The sequence below is a fragment of the Enterococcus sp. E4-150 genome (genome assembly GCF_035726465.1).
Classification (GTDB): Bacteria; Bacillota; Bacilli; order Lactobacillales; family Enterococcaceae; genus Enterococcus_B; species Enterococcus_B faecium.
Window position 1 is genome coordinate 306,274 of record NZ_JAPRGK010000001.1, and the last position, 17,174, is coordinate 323,447.

The 17,174-nt window shown below is 37.4% G+C and carries 16 protein-coding genes; all 16 read left to right on the forward strand.

Features of this window, described 5'->3' with window-relative positions; translation table 11 throughout:
• Nucleotides 1-233 precede the first annotated feature (233 nt).
• The 16 genes from OZ002_RS01470 (at nucleotide 234) to OZ002_RS01545 (ending at nucleotide 17,133) form a co-directional block, all read left to right on the forward strand.
• A complete protein-coding gene (locus OZ002_RS01470) occupies nucleotides 234-2,327 on the forward strand; it encodes a BglG family transcription antiterminator (protein ID WP_156249285.1) in 2,094 nt (697 codons plus the stop codon).
• A gap of 24 nt (nucleotides 2,328-2,351) precedes the next feature.
• Entirely contained in the window at nucleotides 2,352-2,654 is a 303-nt protein-coding gene (locus OZ002_RS01475; protein ID WP_002287534.1) for a PTS sugar transporter subunit IIB, read from the forward strand.
• 26 nt (nucleotides 2,655-2,680) lie between these two features.
• Nucleotides 2,681-3,970 carry a PTS sugar transporter subunit IIC gene (locus tag OZ002_RS01480; RefSeq protein ID WP_156249284.1) on the forward strand — a complete coding sequence of 430 codons (1,290 nt, stop codon included), beginning with the start codon at nucleotides 2,681-2,683 and terminating at the stop codon, nucleotides 3,968-3,970.
• A gap of 18 nt (nucleotides 3,971-3,988) precedes the next feature.
• The gene (locus OZ002_RS01485) at nucleotides 3,989-4,396 is read left to right on the forward strand and encodes a hypothetical protein (protein ID WP_002307887.1); all 408 of its coding nucleotides are present in this window, start codon (nucleotides 3,989-3,991) and stop codon (nucleotides 4,394-4,396) included.
• 22 nt (nucleotides 4,397-4,418) lie between these two features.
• Entirely contained in the window at nucleotides 4,419-5,288 is an 870-nt protein-coding gene (locus OZ002_RS01490; RefSeq protein ID WP_002294699.1) for a class II fructose-bisphosphate aldolase, read from the forward strand.
• Between the two features lies 1 nt (nucleotide 5,289).
• A complete protein-coding gene (locus tag OZ002_RS01495) occupies nucleotides 5,290-5,910 on the forward strand; it encodes an AAA family ATPase (protein ID WP_325082753.1) in 621 nt (206 codons plus the stop codon).
• An 817-nt stretch (nucleotides 5,911-6,727) separates the two neighbouring features.
• Nucleotides 6,728-7,333: an NUDIX hydrolase gene (locus tag OZ002_RS01500; RefSeq protein WP_002294695.1), complete on the forward strand. Its 606-nt coding sequence runs from the start codon at nucleotides 6,728-6,730 to the stop codon at nucleotides 7,331-7,333.
• A 134-nt stretch (nucleotides 7,334-7,467) separates the two neighbouring features.
• Nucleotides 7,468-7,920 (forward strand): MarR family winged helix-turn-helix transcriptional regulator, encoded by a 453-nt coding sequence (locus OZ002_RS01505; protein ID WP_002294693.1) that lies wholly within the window; start codon nucleotides 7,468-7,470, stop codon nucleotides 7,918-7,920.
• Between the two features lie 36 nt (nucleotides 7,921-7,956).
• Nucleotides 7,957-8,454, forward strand: a complete 498-nt coding sequence (locus OZ002_RS01510; protein ID WP_002321138.1) for a GNAT family N-acetyltransferase — start codon at nucleotides 7,957-7,959, stop codon at nucleotides 8,452-8,454.
• 17 nt (nucleotides 8,455-8,471) lie between these two features.
• Nucleotides 8,472-9,182 carry a B3/B4 domain-containing protein gene (locus tag OZ002_RS01515; RefSeq protein ID WP_002296773.1) on the forward strand — a complete coding sequence of 237 codons (711 nt, stop codon included), beginning with the start codon at nucleotides 8,472-8,474 and terminating at the stop codon, nucleotides 9,180-9,182.
• Nucleotides 9,183-9,322: 140 nt separating this feature from the next.
• Complete coding sequence (locus OZ002_RS01520) at nucleotides 9,323-9,745, forward strand: VOC family protein (protein ID WP_002349820.1); 423 nt, start codon at nucleotides 9,323-9,325, stop codon at nucleotides 9,743-9,745.
• 19 nt (nucleotides 9,746-9,764) lie between these two features.
• Nucleotides 9,765-9,989, forward strand: a complete 225-nt coding sequence (locus tag OZ002_RS01525; RefSeq protein ID WP_002294687.1) for a hypothetical protein — start codon at nucleotides 9,765-9,767, stop codon at nucleotides 9,987-9,989.
• A 244-nt stretch (nucleotides 9,990-10,233) separates the two neighbouring features.
• Entirely contained in the window at nucleotides 10,234-11,547 is a 1,314-nt protein-coding gene (locus OZ002_RS01530) for an NCS2 family permease (RefSeq protein WP_002307889.1), read from the forward strand.
• A 448-nt stretch (nucleotides 11,548-11,995) separates the two neighbouring features.
• On the forward strand, nucleotides 11,996-13,618 hold the full coding sequence (locus OZ002_RS01535; protein ID WP_156249282.1) for a glycoside hydrolase family 13 protein: 1,623 nt from the start codon (nucleotides 11,996-11,998) through the stop codon (nucleotides 13,616-13,618).
• A gap of 193 nt (nucleotides 13,619-13,811) precedes the next feature.
• Nucleotides 13,812-15,308: a glycoside hydrolase family 1 protein gene (locus tag OZ002_RS01540; protein ID WP_002307892.1), complete on the forward strand. Its 1,497-nt coding sequence runs from the start codon at nucleotides 13,812-13,814 to the stop codon at nucleotides 15,306-15,308.
• 49 nt (nucleotides 15,309-15,357) lie between these two features.
• Nucleotides 15,358-17,133 carry an HTH domain-containing protein gene (locus OZ002_RS01545; protein ID WP_325082754.1) on the forward strand — a complete coding sequence of 592 codons (1,776 nt, stop codon included), beginning with the start codon at nucleotides 15,358-15,360 and terminating at the stop codon, nucleotides 17,131-17,133.
• The last annotated feature ends 41 nt before the right edge of the window (nucleotides 17,134-17,174 follow it).

Consider the following 17,174-nt stretch of genomic DNA (forward strand, 5'->3'; position numbering starts at 1 on the left):
TAGTTGTTCTTATTACTTGATGCAGGACAGCTTTTTCACAACCTCTTTTTTGTATGGATGGGCAAAATTTTTGTAATAATAGGCGTATGTCTTTTTCGTTGAGGAGATGAAAAAGCATATGGCTTATTTTTTGTTTGCTTTGCTTACTTTCTTTCCACTTCAAGTGGCAGAAATATCTACTTTTTATTATGTAAGCGGAACCATATACTTGAAATCAGAAGGAGATCATTTCTATGAAAACAAGAACAATTGAAATACTTCACAGAATCATGACAGCCCAATATCCAGTAAAAGCAAAACATCTAGCAAGTGAATTCAATGTCAGTCAGCGGACGATTCGTCAGGAAGTTCTTGAAGCGAATATCTGGTTGAGCAGTAAAAAGCTTCCGGAGATCCGTACAATTCGCAACAAAGGTTTTTTGTTGAAGCTGGAAAAGGAAAAGCAAGCTCGATTAGAAACTGAAATAAAAGATGTGAAAGACGGCTTTTTGAATCGGCGCGAACGTATTTTTGATCTAGTTTTAACCGTTGCTTACAGCCGAATACCGATCCATCTAAACAAAAAAGAAGAAGAATTTCAAATCTCTAAAAGTACATTAGATGAAGATATGAGACGGTTACGAGCAACACTGGTCAGTTATGGGATAGAGATCGTCAGTTATGGAAAGCAAGGACTGGTTTATAAAGGTTCAGAACGATCTATCCGTACGATGATCTATGATTTTATCAATCAGAATCTGGGAATGACCGACTTCTTTATGAATCAAGATGCACAATTAACACCGGCTCAAAAAATCTTTCTCCATTATTTTCCTTTGGTGGAAATCAAAAAAATACAGGAGATCTATTCCAATAAGTTGTTGAAACAAGAAGATGATATTTATAAAAAACAAATCCTGCTTTTTACATTGATCTGGATCCAGCGAATCAGGAAACATGAATTTATCTCTGCCATTAATTGGAAAAATACAGAAATAAAAGACAGTAGCTTTTCTGCATTTATTGACCACATGATCGAGGAATTTCAATTGGACAATGTCCCGCAAGTAGAAAGAAATTATCTTCGTTTCACTATTGAGACGTTCAATGCTAGAGATATCTCCAATTCAATCGAGTGGGTACAAGCTCAATTACTAACGATCCAATTGATCCAATTTGTAGAGAACGAGACACACGTACCTTTCCATCTAAAGGAAGAAGCTTTATTCGAAAATCTCTATAAGCACATGGCTGCACTGATTGTAAGAATCAAGAATCATATCCAAGTCATGAATCCATTGAAAGAAAACATCCGAACAAATTATTTCCCAATCTACCGCGCAGTCACTCATTTTGTTCCTACAATCGAAGAAGTAATTGGTGGCAAGATACTGGAGGACGAGATAGCTTTTCTTGTCATCCACTTTTCGACGATCGCCAGTGTAATCAAGCGAGACTTGAATTATGTTTATAAATCAGTCGTTGTCTGTAACCATGGGATGGCTACTGGAAATCTGTTAGCAGAGAATCTGAAAGAAAAGTTTCCTCAGATCGAGATTACTGCAGTTTTAAGTTCAAAAGAAATCGAATTAGTAGATAAATTGGATGTCAATCTGGTTTTCAGCACCTTTCAATTGAATTATCGAAATAAGCCGCTTTTAGTTGTCGATCCGATTTTAACTGAGACGAATATCTTGGTTATAGAAGACTTTTTGAAAAGAAATGAAGAACTACAGCGGTTAGAGCCTAACAGTCATGAATCGACGGAGTTATTCACTCAAATAATAGATGTCGTGAAAGAAAGTGGTGGCCGAGTAGATCGAATCATCTATGGCAAGTTAGAAAAATTATTCGAAACAAACAATTTAGAAATCAACAAAAGGGAGATCCAGCCTATGTTAAAAGATATTTTGACGGACAGCAATATCATGATCAAAGAAAAAGCCACTACTTGGGAGGAATCGATTGAACTAGCTGCTAGACCATTGGTTAAAGAAAACATTGTCGAAGAGCGCTATGTCGAAGCGATGATTCGTGCAGTGAATGATTACGGACCGTATATCGTGATTGGCAAACACATGGCACTAGCCCATGCCCGACCAGAAGATGGGGTCAATAAATTAGGAGTCAGCGTAGCTACGATTGAGCAACCAATCGATTTCGGTAATCCTGAAATGGATCCAGTAAAGATTATTTTTTGTTTGGCAGCAGTAGACTCCTACTCGCATCTGAACATCATGAAAGAACTAATTGAATTGATCAACAACGAAGAGAAGTTGGATCGATTGATTGAATGCACAAATATCGAAGATTTCAAACAACTGCTTTTTTCAGTAGTTGAGAAATAATAAATGATACGGGGGAGAACAAAGATGAACAAATTGAATATTTTATTCGTATGCGGCGCAGGTTTAGGAAGTAGTTTTGCAGCACAGATGTCTGCTGAGGATGTTTTGAACAAATTAGGAGTAGAAGCCAAACTGGACCATTGTGATATTTCTTCCGCAGTTTCCATGAAACCAGATGTGATCATCACAGCAGAAAATTTTCGTTCGCAGTTCGAAAAGTTCGCAGTTGATCCTAAAACGGCGATGATCTATTTGAAAAATATTGTTTCAAAAAATGAAATTGAAGAAAAAATCACCCCAGTTCTGCAAGATAAGGGAGTTATCTAAATACAAAAAGAAAAGAGGGTAAAAACATGAGCGTTATCAATTTTATCATCGAAAATATTTTGACTCAGGCATCGATCACCATTGCATTGATTGCTATGTTGGGTCTACTACTGCAGAAGAAATCAGCAGGACAAGTCATCTCTGGCACGTTAAAAACACTCCTAGGATTTCAAGTGTTGAGTGCCGGTTCGAGCATCATCGTTGGAAGTTTAACTTATTTCGGGAAAATCTTTACTGAAGGATTTCATATGCAAGGGATCATCCCTTCTATTGAATCTATCAATGGTCAAGCAATGAATGATTTGGGTTTAGGTAGAGATATTGCACTGACGTTGTTAGCCATTTTTGTATTCAATATTATTTTGGCTCGTTTCACAAAATGGAAGTACATTTTTTTAACTGGTCAAGCAATTTTATGGATGGCAACGATGACGACAGTCTTTGGCTATTTTGCCGGTCTGCGAGGGATCGTATTGATCTTGGTCGGTGGTTTTATCGGAGCTTGTTTCGCCATTGCTATGCCGGCAGTAGCGCAACCGATCATTCGTAAAATCACTGGATCAAATGATATTGCTTTAGGTCATTTTTGTACGATCGGGTACTTATTTGAAGCCGGTGTTGCTAAGCTTTTTGGTGAGAAAGGCGAAAATAAAAAGTCGATCGAAGATATCAAGTTGCCGACACATTTCGAATTTCTGCAAGATACTTATTTGTCTGTCATGGTCGTGATGGTCCCGCTATATATCATCACTGTTTTATTTGCAGGCGAACCATTCGCTTCTGAATTATCAGGAGATCAAAACTATATCATGTTTGCCTTTTTACAAGCCATCCAATTCGTAGTGGGTGTGTATGTATTGCTAGCTGGTGTACGTCTACTGTTAGGTGAAATCGTGCCGGCATTTCGAGGGATAGCTATGAAATTAGTTCCTGATGCGATCCCTGCCTTAGATTGTCCAGTTTTCTTTCCTTATAGCCCAAATGCTGTCATTTTAGGTTTCATTACGACAACGATTGGTACGATTATTGCCATGTTTACTTTGCCCATGTTCGGCTTAGCGATGATTTTACCTGGTATGCTAACCAATTTCTTTGCCGGAGGGACAGCAGGAATATTTGGCAACGCAGTTGGCGGACGCCGAGGAGCGATCATTGGCGGTATTGCTCATGGTTTCTTTATTACATTATTGCCCGCTTTGCTAGTAACGATCTTTAATTCGATGGGATTCATCAATGCTACAGCAACCGATGTAGATACAGTAGCCGCAGCACTCTTATATGCCTGGATCTTAAGCCCAGTTTTGAAAGCATTTTAATTGAAAGTAGGGAAAATGATGTTTGGATTTTTTAAGAAAAAAGAAAAAGAACCGAAAAAAGTTCTGGCAAAAGAAGAAAAAGCCCTATCGCCAGAAGCGACCGAAAAGATTCAATCAGAGATCACACAATTGAAACAAGAGATTTCCACTACCCAAGATAGGCATAAATTAGCGGAACTTTATGAACAAGTTGGACTTAAATTTTCTGAATTGTATGAGAACGATCAAGCCATCCAATATTTAGAAAAGAGCTTGGAAAATAAACAGACGATCGGAGATGGGTATAAAAAACTGATGAGCCTCTATAACCAGAAGCGTGCAGATGCTGCTCGTGCTGGTGATGATCAAGGGATCGATTACTACATGGGCAAAATGGATGAGATGCGACAAATTGCAAAACAAGTAACGATCAAAGGAAACAAATAAAAAGATAAGGTGGCAATAAAAGATGTATACAACATTGAAAGAAGTAACAAAAACAGCAGAAGAGTTGAATTTTACAGTTGGAGCTTTTAATACGCATAACCTAGAAATGCTTCCTGCTATGCTAGGCGCAGCAAAAGAAATGGGTTCGCCAATCATTATTCAAACAAGTGTCGATACCGCTAAATATATCGGCATGCATGTGTTAGTCAATGTAATGACAGCTATTGCAGAAGAAGAAATGGTTGATGCAGTCTTGCACTTAGACCACGCCCGAGACTTTGATGATATCAAAGAAGCAATCGACAGCGGATATACTTCTGTCATGTATGATGGGTCCCATCTGCCTTTCAAAGAAAATATCCTGAAGACAAAAGCAGTAGTAGAATATGCCCATGCGCACGGTGTTTCCGTAGAAGGAGAACTTGGAACAATCGGCGGTACAGAAGAAGGAATCCATGTCGCTGAAAATGACAAGGTATATACAAGACCGGAAGACGCAGTGAAATTTGTAGAAGCTACAGGCGTGGATGCATTAGCTATTGCTATCGGTACGAATCATGGACAATTCAAATCAAAAACAGAAGTAAACATTCCCTTGCTGAAAGAAATCGATGCAGTAGTTGATGTCCCCCTAGTTATCCATGGAGGAACAGGTGTGAAAGAAGAAGATTATCCTGAATTGATCAATAACGGGATCCGCAAATTCAATGTTGGAACGGAGCTTTTAGTCAACTGGACGAAAGTAGCTAAAGAAACCTTTAGTGAAACAGAAATCAACAAGTCTCTTCGCCATAATGTGATTCCAGCAAATGAAGCAGTAAAAGAAATTGTCAAGCATAAGATTGGACTGTTTATGAACTTGGAAAGTCCAATTAACTTAGGAAATAAATGAGATGAAAAAGTATTTCATTCTTCTGGCTGGTAGTCCTGGTACAGGAAAAACATATCTTATGAATAAACTACGGGAACGATTTCCAGATATGTATGCCATCACGCTCGATGAAATCAAGGAATACTATGCAGAATCCATCGGGTTTAACAATTTGAAAGAACGGGCGGAACAAGAAAGGACGAAAGTTTATCCTTTCTATTACAAAGCACTTGATTTGTATATGGAAGCAGGAAAGAAAGTGATTGTGTCCGAGTATCCTTTTAGTGATAAGCAAAAAGCACGACTCCAAGAATTAGCAGATAGATACGGATATCAGGTGATCACGATTCGCCTAACAGCAGACTTTGAAGTGTTATGGCAACGTCGGTACAAACGTGATCGTGAATCAGATCGTCATTTGAGCTATATCATGGATCATTATCACTATGGTGACGTATTGAAAGATCGAACGAAAGGGACCAATCATATTACGAAAGAAGCATTCAAAAAGATCATCGCCGACCGAAAATATGACAAATTCCAGTTAGGAACACTATATGAATTTGATGTAACAGACTATACTCAAGTGGATTACACTCCACTATTGGATAAATTAGAAAAAGAAATCAATGACAATAAGTAACAAAGAAATGGCTTAATATCGAAAGATTGGTTTTTGAACGCCGTTTACCGAGAGGTCGTGAGCCTGTCGTTCAGCTCCGAGTCACAAGGAGCAATTTCAAAAAAACAGCTTCTCATGTATGATGAATATTGTAACTTGTGACCGAGGAGTTGGCAGGAGAACACCGTTTACCGAGAGGTCGTGAGCCTACCGTTCAGCTCCGAGTCACAAGGAGCAATTTCAAAGAAACAGCTTCTCATGTTTGATGAATATTGTGACTTGTGACCGAGGAGTTGGCAGGAGAACACCGTTTACCGAGAGGTCGTGAGCCTACCGTTCAGCTCCGAGTCACAAGGAGCAATTTCAAAAAAACAGCTTCTCATGTTTGATGAATATTGTAACTTGTGACCGAGGAGTTGGTAGGAGAACACCGTTTAAGGAAGAGGTTGTGAAGTCAGTGTTTTAATATGAGTATTATAGAAAAAAACGGCAAAATAGCTCCTCATATTTTGCCGTTTTTTTAGTGAATACCGAGCATCAGCTGATTGAACACCGTTTAGTGGGGAGGTTGTGAAAAAGCTGTCCTGCCTCAATTAATAAGAACAGCCAGACAAGAATAGCTCGTCATATTTTTCGTTTGGTGGGGCTTATTACCGCAGATGCAAGCTTTTGAACGCCGTTTATTCACAGCCCCAGAGAAGTCGAATGTCTTTTGTTCTCGAGTTTTTTAACATTCTTTTATTTATTGCAGATTTCATTATATTTATTTGCCGTAATTAAACTAGTCTTCTATACTTGATTACATAGTCATACATTTGCTAAAAAAGAAGGGAAGAGAATGAACAAGAAGTTGGCTCAATACAAAAGACTACTCGCACTTTCTCAAGCTGGTCTATATTATGGAAAAGATGTATTTGATAAAGAGCGTTTTGAGGAGATCCGGACGATTTCATTGGAATTGATCAGTGAAATAGGAAAAGAAACTTTCGAAGAAATAAAAGCGCTCACAACGATTGGAGAAGGACATCCAACACCAAAAGTAGATGTTCGTGCCTATATCAAAAAAGATGGCAAGGTCCTACTAATCGAAGATAAACGGACGAAAGAATGGTCACTTCCTGGTGGATTTGCTGAAATAGGATTGTCTCCTGAAGAAAATGTGCGTAAAGAAGTCTATGAAGAAACAGGATTAACAGTAGAAACTACTCAGTTGCGAGCAGTTTTTGATACGAATAAACAAAAAGATATTCCACAGCTTTTTCAGTATTATAAACTTGTTTTTGCTTGTGCGATACACGGTGAAGAGGCCAAGTTTATTGAGAATAATGAAACTTCCAACATGGGATTTTTTAGTATAGAAGAGTTGCCAAAGCTATCAGAAAAGCGAACAACGAAGAAACAGTTACTTATTTTAGAAAACAAAAACCAGATCTATTGTGATTGAGCTTTTTCGTAAAAGAAGAAAAGAATATACTTTACTAGTTATTAAAAAAGAACTTGATTTTTTTATTGAAAATAGTTGCATTTGCAACAAAAAGAGGTAAACTAGTCTTACAAACAAAATAAAGGTGGGATGAAATGGCTGAAATCCTTCGAGACATCGGAATGATTGCCCGAGCGCTAGATTCTATTAGCAATATCGAATTCAAAGAAGTCGATTTAACAAGAGGACAGTATCTTTATTTAGTACGTATTTGCGAAAATCCTGGAATCATCCAAGAAAAACTAGCAGAAATGATCAAAGTAGATCGTACAACGACTGCCCGAGCAATCAAGAAATTAGAATCCAATGGGATGATCGAACGTTTGGAAGATAAAGAAAATAAAAAAATCAAGAAACTCTATCCGACTAAAAAAGGAGCAGAAATCTATCCTTTCATCATTCGAGAAAACAACTACTCCAATGCAGTCGCATTAAATGGTCTTTCTGACGAAGAAGCAAAACAATTGGAATATCTTTTAAATAAAGTATGCAAGAATGTTAGCGAAGATTGGAATTTTGTCAAAAAAGGCAATAAAAGGATCTATTGAAAGGAAGAAGCCGTGAATAAATACGAAATTCGAAAAATGACGCCTTCAGATGTAGACTTACTACAACAAATTAGTATCGAAACATTTACAGATACATTTGGAAAAGATAATTCACCGGAGCATTTAGCTGATTACTTGACACAAGCTTATGCACTAGAAAAACTTACAGAAGAGCTAAAAGATAAAGAAACCGATTTTTTCCTAGTGAGTATCGATCAAGAGCCTGCGGGTTACCTGAAACTAAATACAGGAACGAGTCAATCTGAGGAAATGGCTGATCATTTTTTAGAAATCGAGCGAATCTATGTACGAAAAAAATTTAAACATCAAGGTATCGGTACATTTTTACTAGATACAGCTATTGAAAAAGCAAAAGAAAAGCAAAAAACAGCCATTTGGCTCGGTGTTTGGGAACACAACGATGTTGCGCTCGCTTTTTATCGTAAAAAAGGATTTATCAAATACAGCGAACATGTTTTTTATATGGGAGATGATCCCCAAACAGACTATCTATTCATCAAGCAATTATTCTAATCAAGAGGTGTGAACATATGAAAAAAGTAATAGTGGATACCAATTTCTGGGAAGTATTTCCTGAAGCAACCATCGAAATCTTATCCGTAAATGGTATCGATAACCACGTAACAAAAGAAAGTGAAGAAACGTATCATCAATTATTGAATGAGGCAGCAAAAGAAGCAAGAAATTACCTTACAGAAGAAACATTCAGCCAAAACGAAGTCATTGCTCAGTGGCGTCAGGCATTTACCACATTCAAGACTAAAAAAGGTGCACGTTCTTCTATTGAAGCTTTACTGAAACGTGCAAATCAAGAACGGGAATTTTTCCCAATCAATCCGCTTGTAGATATCTATAATAGTATTTCCTTGTCTTTTGGCGTACCTTGCGGCGGAGAAGATATCGAAAAGATCGCAGGAAATCTGCATTTAGGAAAAGCCCAAGGTGGCGAATCATTCCTGCCTTTAGGTGCAGATTCCGATGCTCCGGCACTTCCGGAAGAAATCATCTACTATGATGAACAAGGAGCGATCTGTCGCTGTCTCAACTGGCGTGAAGCCCAAAGAACGATGCTGACGGAAGAAACACAAGCAGCGGTGCTGGTCATTGAATCCATCAATGCTGAACAAGCGGCACGTGGCGCACAGGCAATCGAAGCGTTGAAGGAAAAAATCGATCAAACATTTGGCGTAACTAGTGTTAGACACACACTAACCAAAGATGAATCAGAAGCAGAATTATAAAAGAATCGAAAAAAGAAGAGCGGCATTCATTGCCGTTTTTTTTTGTAAAAAAAGTTTGTGGAGGAAAGCAATCCTAGTAACTATTGCTTTATTTTTCTTGAATAGTATCAAACACAAGGTGTTTGCGCTTTCGTGATATAATGGAATCAGTTTATAGACAGGAAAGAAAATCAAATAGAAAGAAGGGTCAAACGATGATACAAAAAACACGTGTGATGCTTTATGTCAATGACGTAGAGATGATTTGCCGATTCTTTGTAGAAAAAATTGGTGCAGAAATTTCTGAAACAATCGAATTGCCAGAAGAATTTAAGAGTATTGTACTCAGCATCTCAAAAGAATTAGAATTAGGCGTATTCCCAAAAGTATTTGTGCAGAAATTTTCACCAGAAGTATTAGGACCACCGCCTTCTTTAGTGTTTTTTACGGACGAATTTGAGACTATCTACGAGAACATGGAAGAACCAGGAGAAATCACAGACAACAATGGCGTCTTGACTTTCAATTTTTCGGACCCTGAAGGCAATTATTTTGTTATAGGAAAAGCTGAGTCGTCTGATTGAATAAAAAGGAGGAAAAACAGTGGATCTAATGGGAAGATTAGAAGGTTATTTGAAGTATCGGCGAGCAAAACATAGTGAGAAGCTTCGAGCAAAGAATCTCAAATCAGGAAAAAAGAAGACAAAAGGCTGGGGAAAAATGGTCGATACAGGTTTTGGCGGACTAAATAATCTGAATCCTGTCGATACAAAAGAATTCATCAAAGAAGAACAGAAACGAAATGGTAAAATCAAATCACACTATTGATTTTTGAGACTAGAATGAAGAAACTTTATTAACACAATAAAGAAATTCTTGTAATCCAAAGTGAATGTTCATGAACTTTGAGATAAAGGGATTTAATCAGATGGAACGTTCGGATTTTGCTTAAAATCCGAATTTTTTGTTTACTTATGTTTTGTTTTAGTATATGATAAAACACGTTGTTTTATTAATAAATCGAAATTTTAACGGGCTTTATTTATAATGTTCGGATTTAGGGGGATGGAAGATGAAGGAAAAAATACTTTCCTACTTCGAAATAGAAAAATTGAACACCACGGTAAAACGTGAGGTACTGGCAGGATTTACAACATTTATCTCAATGGCTTATATCTTATTTGTAAATCCAACTGTATTAGGTGCTTCTGGAATGGATGAAGGAGCAGTGTTTACTGCGACTGCATTAGCCAGTGCGATCGGCTGTATTTTAATGGGGGTATTAGCCCGTTATCCAATTGGAACGGCACCTGCTCTTGGGATCAATGCTTTTTTTGCTTATTCTGTTTGTTTAGGAATGGGGATTCCATGGGAAACAGCATTAGCCGGCGTATTCGTTGCTTCTTTGATTTTTATTTTGATCACAATCTTCAAGCTGCGGGAAATGATCATTGATGCGATCCCAGCAGATTTGAAATATGCGATTTCTGGCGGTATCGGTCTATTTATTGCTTTCCTTGGTCTGAGCGAAGGTGGGATCATCGTTTCGAATGAATCTACATTAGTAGGATTAGGATCACTCAACGTTGGTTCTACTTGGTTGACGATTTTTGGATTAGTCGTAACTGCTATCTTGCTTGTTCGGCGTGTACCAGGTGGCATCTTCATCGGGATGGCAGCTACAACGATTTTAGGTCTGGTCACAGGTTTGATTCCAATGCCTTCTGAAATTGTTGCCGCAGCACCAAGTTTGAAACCAACATTTTTAGTTGCATTAAAACATGTAGGAGACATCAATTCTCTTCAAATGTGGGTCGTAGTGCTGACATTCTTGCTTGTGACTTTCTTTGATACAGCAGGAACTTTAGTTGGATTAGCAAACCAAGCAGGTTTCATGAAAGACAACAAGATGCCTCGTGTAGGGAAAGCTTTAGCTTCTGATTCAACAGCTATGCTTGCGGGTTCCTTATTAGGTACTTCTCCCGTTGGTGCATTTGTAGAATCATCAGCTGGTATCGCCGTTGGAGGACGTTCAGGTATCACAGCTATTACTACAGGGATTTTCTTCTTGTTAGGCTTGTTCTTTTCTCCATTACTATCAGTTGTTACTTCACAAGTAACTGCACCAGCATTGATTATGGTAGGAGTATTGATGGCACAATCTTTGCGTCAAATCGAATGGGGAAAATTAGAGATTGCGATCCCTTCATTCTTGATCTTGATCGGTATGCCTTTGACTTATAGTATTTCAGATGGGATTGCATTAGGTTTTATCTTCTATCCAATTACCATGTTAGCAGCTAAAAGAGGAAAAGAAGTATCTCCAATCATGTATGGTCTGTTCTTTGTATTCGTGGGATTCATGTGGATATTGAATGTGAAATAAAGAGGTTGTGAAATCAGCGTTCTGGCCTGAGTATTAGAGAAAAAAACGAAAAAATAGTTTCTTATATTTTGCCGTTTTTTGAGCTAATACCGAGGGACAGCTGAGTGAACACCGTTTATAAAGAGGTTGTGAAATCAGTGTTCTGGCCTGAGTATTAGAGAAAAAAACGAAAAAATAGTTCCTCATATTTTGCCGTTTTTTGAGCTAATACCGAGGGACAGCTGAGTGAACACCGTTTATAAAGAAGTTGTGAAATCAGCATTCTTCCCTGCATAAATCAATCCTTTCAAAAAACAGTTGAGGGAATTTCCTCAGCTGTTTTTTTGTTTTATTCTGTTACCGATAACAAGGTGCAATAGCTATTTGAAAGCGTTACAATTTTTAGTGAGAGAGACTAAAATAAATGATTAAGCAAAAAATAGAAACATCCATTTATAGGAGGAAAATCATGGAACAAAAATGGTGGCACCATTCAGTTGTTTATCAAATCTATCCAAGAAGTTTTCAAGATTCAAATCAAGATGGTATTGGAGATTTGCGGGGGATTATTTCCAGGTTGGATTATCTGGCGTATTTAGGTATTGATGCAATTTGGCTTTCTCCAGTATACGAGTCTCCAAATGATGACAATGGGTATGATATCAGTAATTATCAAGCAATCATGGCAGAATTCGGTACGATGGAAGAAATGGAAGAACTGATTGAAGAAGCAAAGAAAAGAAATATCCGTATCATCATGGATCTGGTGGTGAATCATACTTCTGATGAACATCCGTGGTTCATTGAGGCCCGTAAAAATAAAGAAAATCCTTATCGGGACTATTATATTTGGCGTGATCCGGTCAATGGAAAAGAGCCTAATAGATTGCGCTCAATATTCAGTGGTTCTGCTTGGCAGTTGGATGAAAAAACGGGGCAATATTTTCTGCACTTGTATAGCAAGCGTCAACCTGATTTGAATTGGAAAAATAAACAGGTTCGCCAAGAGATTTATCAAATGATGAATTTCTGGATCGATAAAGGTATTGGTGGCTTTCGTATGGACGTGATCGATATGATTGGCAAAGAACCGGATAAAGAAATCACAAGTAATGGACCTAAACTGCATGAGTATCTTCAGGAAATGAATCAAGCAACTTTTGGTGACAAAAATCTGATGACTGTTGGCGAAACATGGGGAGCAACTACCGAAATCGCTAAACTTTATTCCAATCCTAAAAGAAATGAATTATCCATGGTCTTCCAATTCGAACACATAGGATTAGATCAGCAAGAAGGCAAAGACAAATGGGATTTGAAACCCTTGAGTATCTCTGAACTGAAAAAAGTATTATCCAAATGGCAAACATCTTTAGGTGATGAAGGATGGAATAGTTTATTTTGGAATAATCACGATCTTCCGCGAATTGTTTCTCGTTGGGGAAATGACGATGTGTATCGAAAAGAAAGTGCCAAGATGTTTGCTATCTTGCTCCATATGATGAAAGGCACCCCTTATATCTATCAAGGAGAAGAGTTAGGCATGACGAATTGCCCAATCGATGATATCGCGGAAGCAAAAGATATTGAGACAATCAATATGTATAACGAAAGGATTTCTTCTGGATTTACAAAAGAGGAAATCTTGGAATCAATCAATGCGAAAGGAAGAGACAATGCTAGGACGCCTATGCAATGGAACGCCCGTGAATATGCTGGGTTTACTACTGGAATTCCATGGCTTCGAGTCAATCCAAATTATAAAGAAATCAATGCAGAAGAAGCGTTAGCAGATCAAGATTCTATTTTTTATATGTACAAGAAATTGATCGATTTGCGTAGAAAACATGACATCATCGTCTGGGGAGACTATGAATTAGTAGAAGAGACGCCAGAGCATGTCTTTGCCTATTCTCGCATATATGAAGACCAGCAATGGCTCGTTATTTGTAATATGTCCAGTGAAAAGCAGACGTTCACTGTTCCACGTGAAGCTTTAAGGGTTATTGTGTCAAATTATCCTCTGAAACAGTTACCAGACGGCAAAGTTGATTTACGACCTTATGAAGCATTTGTGTTGGAAGTAAAATAAATCGTTTGCTTAGATGGTTAACGAGTGTTTTCTTTCGGGGATCGTCTTATGTATTTGTTATATATAAATATTAAAAATGAAGAGTAGCATTCAATTTTTTTCTTCTCTTCTGCCGAAATAGTTAGAATATCTTGTTTTGATGAATCGAGCTATACTTCAAGTAAGAAATTGTTGATAGCGAGGAGAGATAGTTATGGATCAGGAAATATTTCCAGAAAATTTTTTATGGGGCGGAGCAGTAGCTGCTAATCAATGTGAAGGTGCATGGCTGGAAGACGGCAAATTACCTAATGTGACAGATACGCTTATCGGGATCATGAACCAGCATCCTAGTATTCAGTGGAATGAAGAAAAAAAGATTTGGGAGATTGCTTTAGACGAATCACTCCATTATCTTTCTCATGAAGCGATTGATTTTTATCATCGATTTGAAGAGGATATTCGTTTACTGAAGGAGTTAGGTTTAAAAGCTTTTCGAACAAGCATCTCATGGGCACGAATATTTCCAAGAGGAGACGAACAGAAGCCAAATGAGGCTGGTCTCGTATTTTATGACAGACTAATCAATACATTAAATCGATATGATATCGAGCCAGTAATTACTCTTAGTCATTATGAAACCCCCTTAGCATTGGTAGGAGAGTATGGGGGGTGGCAAAATCGAAAATTAATCGACTTTTTTGAATTTTATGCGCAGACCGTCTTTGAACGCTACCAAGGGAAAGTGAAATATTGGATGACCTTTAATGAGATCAATAATGCTTTTCGTATGCCTTATGCAGCTGCTGGATTGGTTACATTCCCTGCTAGAGATAAACTTGAACCCATTGCTACACTAACAAAAAAAGAGATTTATCAAGCCTGTCATCATATGTTTCTAGCGAACGCCCGTGCTACTCAATTATTAAAGAAAATCGATCCAAATGCTAAGATGGGTATCATGTGTAGCTTTTCTGCATTAGCGACTTATGCATATGACTGTGATCCAGAGAATGTATTTGGTTCACTGCAATTCAAACGCAATTCATGGTTTTTCTCCGATGTCATGTGCCGAGGGCATTATCCAGCTTATATTTACAGGACATGGAAGGAAGAAGACTGTGCACCAGTAATGTTAGATGGGGACGAAAAGTGCTTGCAAGCTAACACGGCAGATTATATTGCATTTAGTTATTATCGTAGCGCTGTCTATAAAAAAGAAGCAGAAATGCGCGTAGATACTGGCGGAGCAAATGGTTTCGATAATCCCTTTTTGAAGGAAAAATCTCCCGAACCTTGGAGTTGGCCAATTGATCCTCTAGGGTTTCGTTATGTCATGAATGAATTGACAGACCGTTATGAATTACCATTATTCATAGTTGAAAATGGCATTGGACTAGATGAAGCACCAGATGAATCGAATCGAATCCACGATTCAAAACGTTGTGAGTATCTAAAAATACATCTTCAGGAAATTGCTGAGGCAATAAAAGATGGTTGCCAAATCATTGGTTACTTATGGTGGGGACCAATCGATATCGTATCGGCAGGAACAGGGGAGATGAGGAAGCGATATGGCTTTATTTATGTGGATAGACAAAATGATGGGAGCGGAAGCTTTAGGAGATTGAAAAAAGATAGTTTTGAATATTATAAACAAATTATCCAGTCTAATGGTAAAAACCTTGAATATAGATCTTTCTTCAAATGATTTTTAAACCTCTGCAAGTGACTATTGTCATTTGAGAGGTTTTTCCTGTATGTTTATAACAAAGAGGAGGTGTAAGCAAATGGACTTAAATAAACGACAACTCCAAATTCTTGTAGTATTAAGAAATAAGAATCATTGGATAACAAGCGAAGAATTAGCTGAAGCTTTAGGTACCAACAAGAAAACGATCCAAACTGAAATCAAAAATATGCTTGCTATCTACGAGAAGAAAATCATTATCCAGTCAAATAAACGTTCAGGTTATTTTTTAGAATCAATTGAATCTGAAACTAAACAGCAAATCATACAAGAGGTGACGAAACATAAAATCTATTCCAGCATGGATTTCCGAGCTTCAACTATTGTGACGTACTTATTGTTTCAAAAAGGGTATGTCAGTATGCAAAAGATAGCAGACATTTTCTTTCTTTCAAAAACAGCCGTATCATTACAAATAAAAACGATTTTGCGTTGGATCGAGCGCAATCCTAAATTAGAACTGGAAGTTTCGTCGACAAAAGGACTAAAAATCATTGCTGAAGAAAATTCAAAAAGAATTTTCTTATCTCTTGTTGGAACAGAAACGGTGATCCAACACGCAAGGTTGCCTCAACAAATCAGTACAATTTTTTCCAATATCATGCCGACTGTCCAAAAGACATTAAAAGAGGTTCTTATATCATATAATTATATTGTTTCAGGAGAGGACTTCATACGATTTTCTCGGTATCTCGTTTTGACCATTCTTCGAAGAGAAGAACTTTTAGAAAAAACAAACAGGTATACATTATTTATTCCGATGGTAGAGACCCTCACAAAAAAGTTATCATCAGAACTACCCTATTCTTTTTCCAATCAAGAAAAACAAGCAATTGAAAATCGACTATTAGAGTTAAATTATTTGATGATCAATGATGAAAAAAACAAAGAAATAGAGAAGAATCTAAGAGCATTTGAGCAAACGATTATTCGTTTTTTAGATCTTCCTGTTTCGTTATTGTTCCATGAAACAGAATTTTTGCTAACCCATATCAAACAAATGAAAACGAGGATGGATGCCGGACATAATACCATGAATCATTTTGTACAAAAGATCATCTCACGTTATCCTTTAGAAATTTATTTAATTCGGCGTTTCTTCCCAATACATTTTCAATTACGTCCCAACTTAGCTGAAAGCGCTTATTTGGTTTTGTATCTTGCCGAAGCGTTGAATCTTTTTCGAAAACAAGGGGAGATACTGATTGTTAGTAACCAGCCAATTAGTATTTTGAATACACTAAAAAAACAGATTCAACAAAGTATGAACATGTGGATCAAAGAATGCCGGATAGAACCAGTGTATCTTTTCAAAAATCAATCAAACAAAATAACGGAATATGATGCAATTTTGACTACTGAGCAAGAGCTTATTTTTGAGTGGGATGATTTGATTTATCTACCTAGTGTTCTAGATGAGTTTGAATCTTCGGAGATTTATCAGATTTTGCGTGAAAAGCTGACCATAGTTGAAGAAAAAAAGAAAACAAAACTGCTTGATCATTACTACAAAGAAGAAAATCAAATAAAAATCCATAAAAAGATAGATTCCATTCAGCAACTAATTTCTCCTAGTTCTGACCTAGTTATGCTTCCGTTAAATGCCGAGACTTTGTTGTGCTGTCTTATCAAAAGCCAAGTAGAAACAAAAATCACAGAGTATCAGCTTGAGCTACCACTTATATATCAGCAAAGGAAGATCAAGCGTGTTTTTTTTGTCTCCTTTGACTATAAGAGAAACGATATACTTGTTTTCTTTCAAGCAGTGAGTGATTTGCTCGGCTAAGTAAACCATACACACTATTGTACAGTTTCGTTCGCTATTAG

Excerpts from the sequence above, each read along its gene's own strand:
- OZ002_RS01505 (WP_002294693.1), top strand. The coding sequence starts at position 7,468 with ATGGCTGAAATCCTTCGAGACATCGGAATGATTGCCCGAGCGCTAGAT.
- OZ002_RS01515 (WP_002296773.1), top strand. The coding sequence starts at position 8,472 with ATGAAAAAAGTAATAGTGGATACCAATTTCTGGGAAGTATTTCCTGAA.
- OZ002_RS01490 (WP_002294699.1), top strand. The coding sequence starts at position 4,419 with ATGTATACAACATTGAAAGAAGTAACAAAAACAGCAGAAGAGTTGAAT.
- OZ002_RS01475 (WP_002287534.1), top strand. The coding sequence starts at position 2,352 with ATGAACAAATTGAATATTTTATTCGTATGCGGCGCAGGTTTAGGAAGT.
- OZ002_RS01535 (WP_156249282.1), top strand. The coding sequence starts at position 11,996 with ATGGAACAAAAATGGTGGCACCATTCAGTTGTTTATCAAATCTATCCA.
- OZ002_RS01530 (WP_002307889.1), top strand. The coding sequence starts at position 10,234 with ATGAAGGAAAAAATACTTTCCTACTTCGAAATAGAAAAATTGAACACC.
- OZ002_RS01480 (WP_156249284.1), top strand. The coding sequence starts at position 2,681 with ATGAGCGTTATCAATTTTATCATCGAAAATATTTTGACTCAGGCATCG.
- OZ002_RS01510 (WP_002321138.1), top strand. The coding sequence starts at position 7,957 with ATGACGCCTTCAGATGTAGACTTACTACAACAAATTAGTATCGAAACA.
- OZ002_RS01540 (WP_002307892.1), top strand. The coding sequence starts at position 13,812 with ATGGATCAGGAAATATTTCCAGAAAATTTTTTATGGGGCGGAGCAGTA.
- OZ002_RS01470 (WP_156249285.1), top strand. The coding sequence starts at position 234 with ATGAAAACAAGAACAATTGAAATACTTCACAGAATCATGACAGCCCAA.
- OZ002_RS01500 (WP_002294695.1), top strand. The coding sequence starts at position 6,728 with ATGAACAAGAAGTTGGCTCAATACAAAAGACTACTCGCACTTTCTCAA.
- OZ002_RS01485 (WP_002307887.1), top strand. The coding sequence starts at position 3,989 with ATGTTTGGATTTTTTAAGAAAAAAGAAAAAGAACCGAAAAAAGTTCTG.
- OZ002_RS01520 (WP_002349820.1), top strand. The coding sequence starts at position 9,323 with ATGGAATCAGTTTATAGACAGGAAAGAAAATCAAATAGAAAGAAGGGT.
- OZ002_RS01495 (WP_325082753.1), top strand. The coding sequence starts at position 5,290 with ATGAAAAAGTATTTCATTCTTCTGGCTGGTAGTCCTGGTACAGGAAAA.
- OZ002_RS01545 (WP_325082754.1), top strand. The coding sequence starts at position 15,358 with ATGTTTATAACAAAGAGGAGGTGTAAGCAAATGGACTTAAATAAACGA.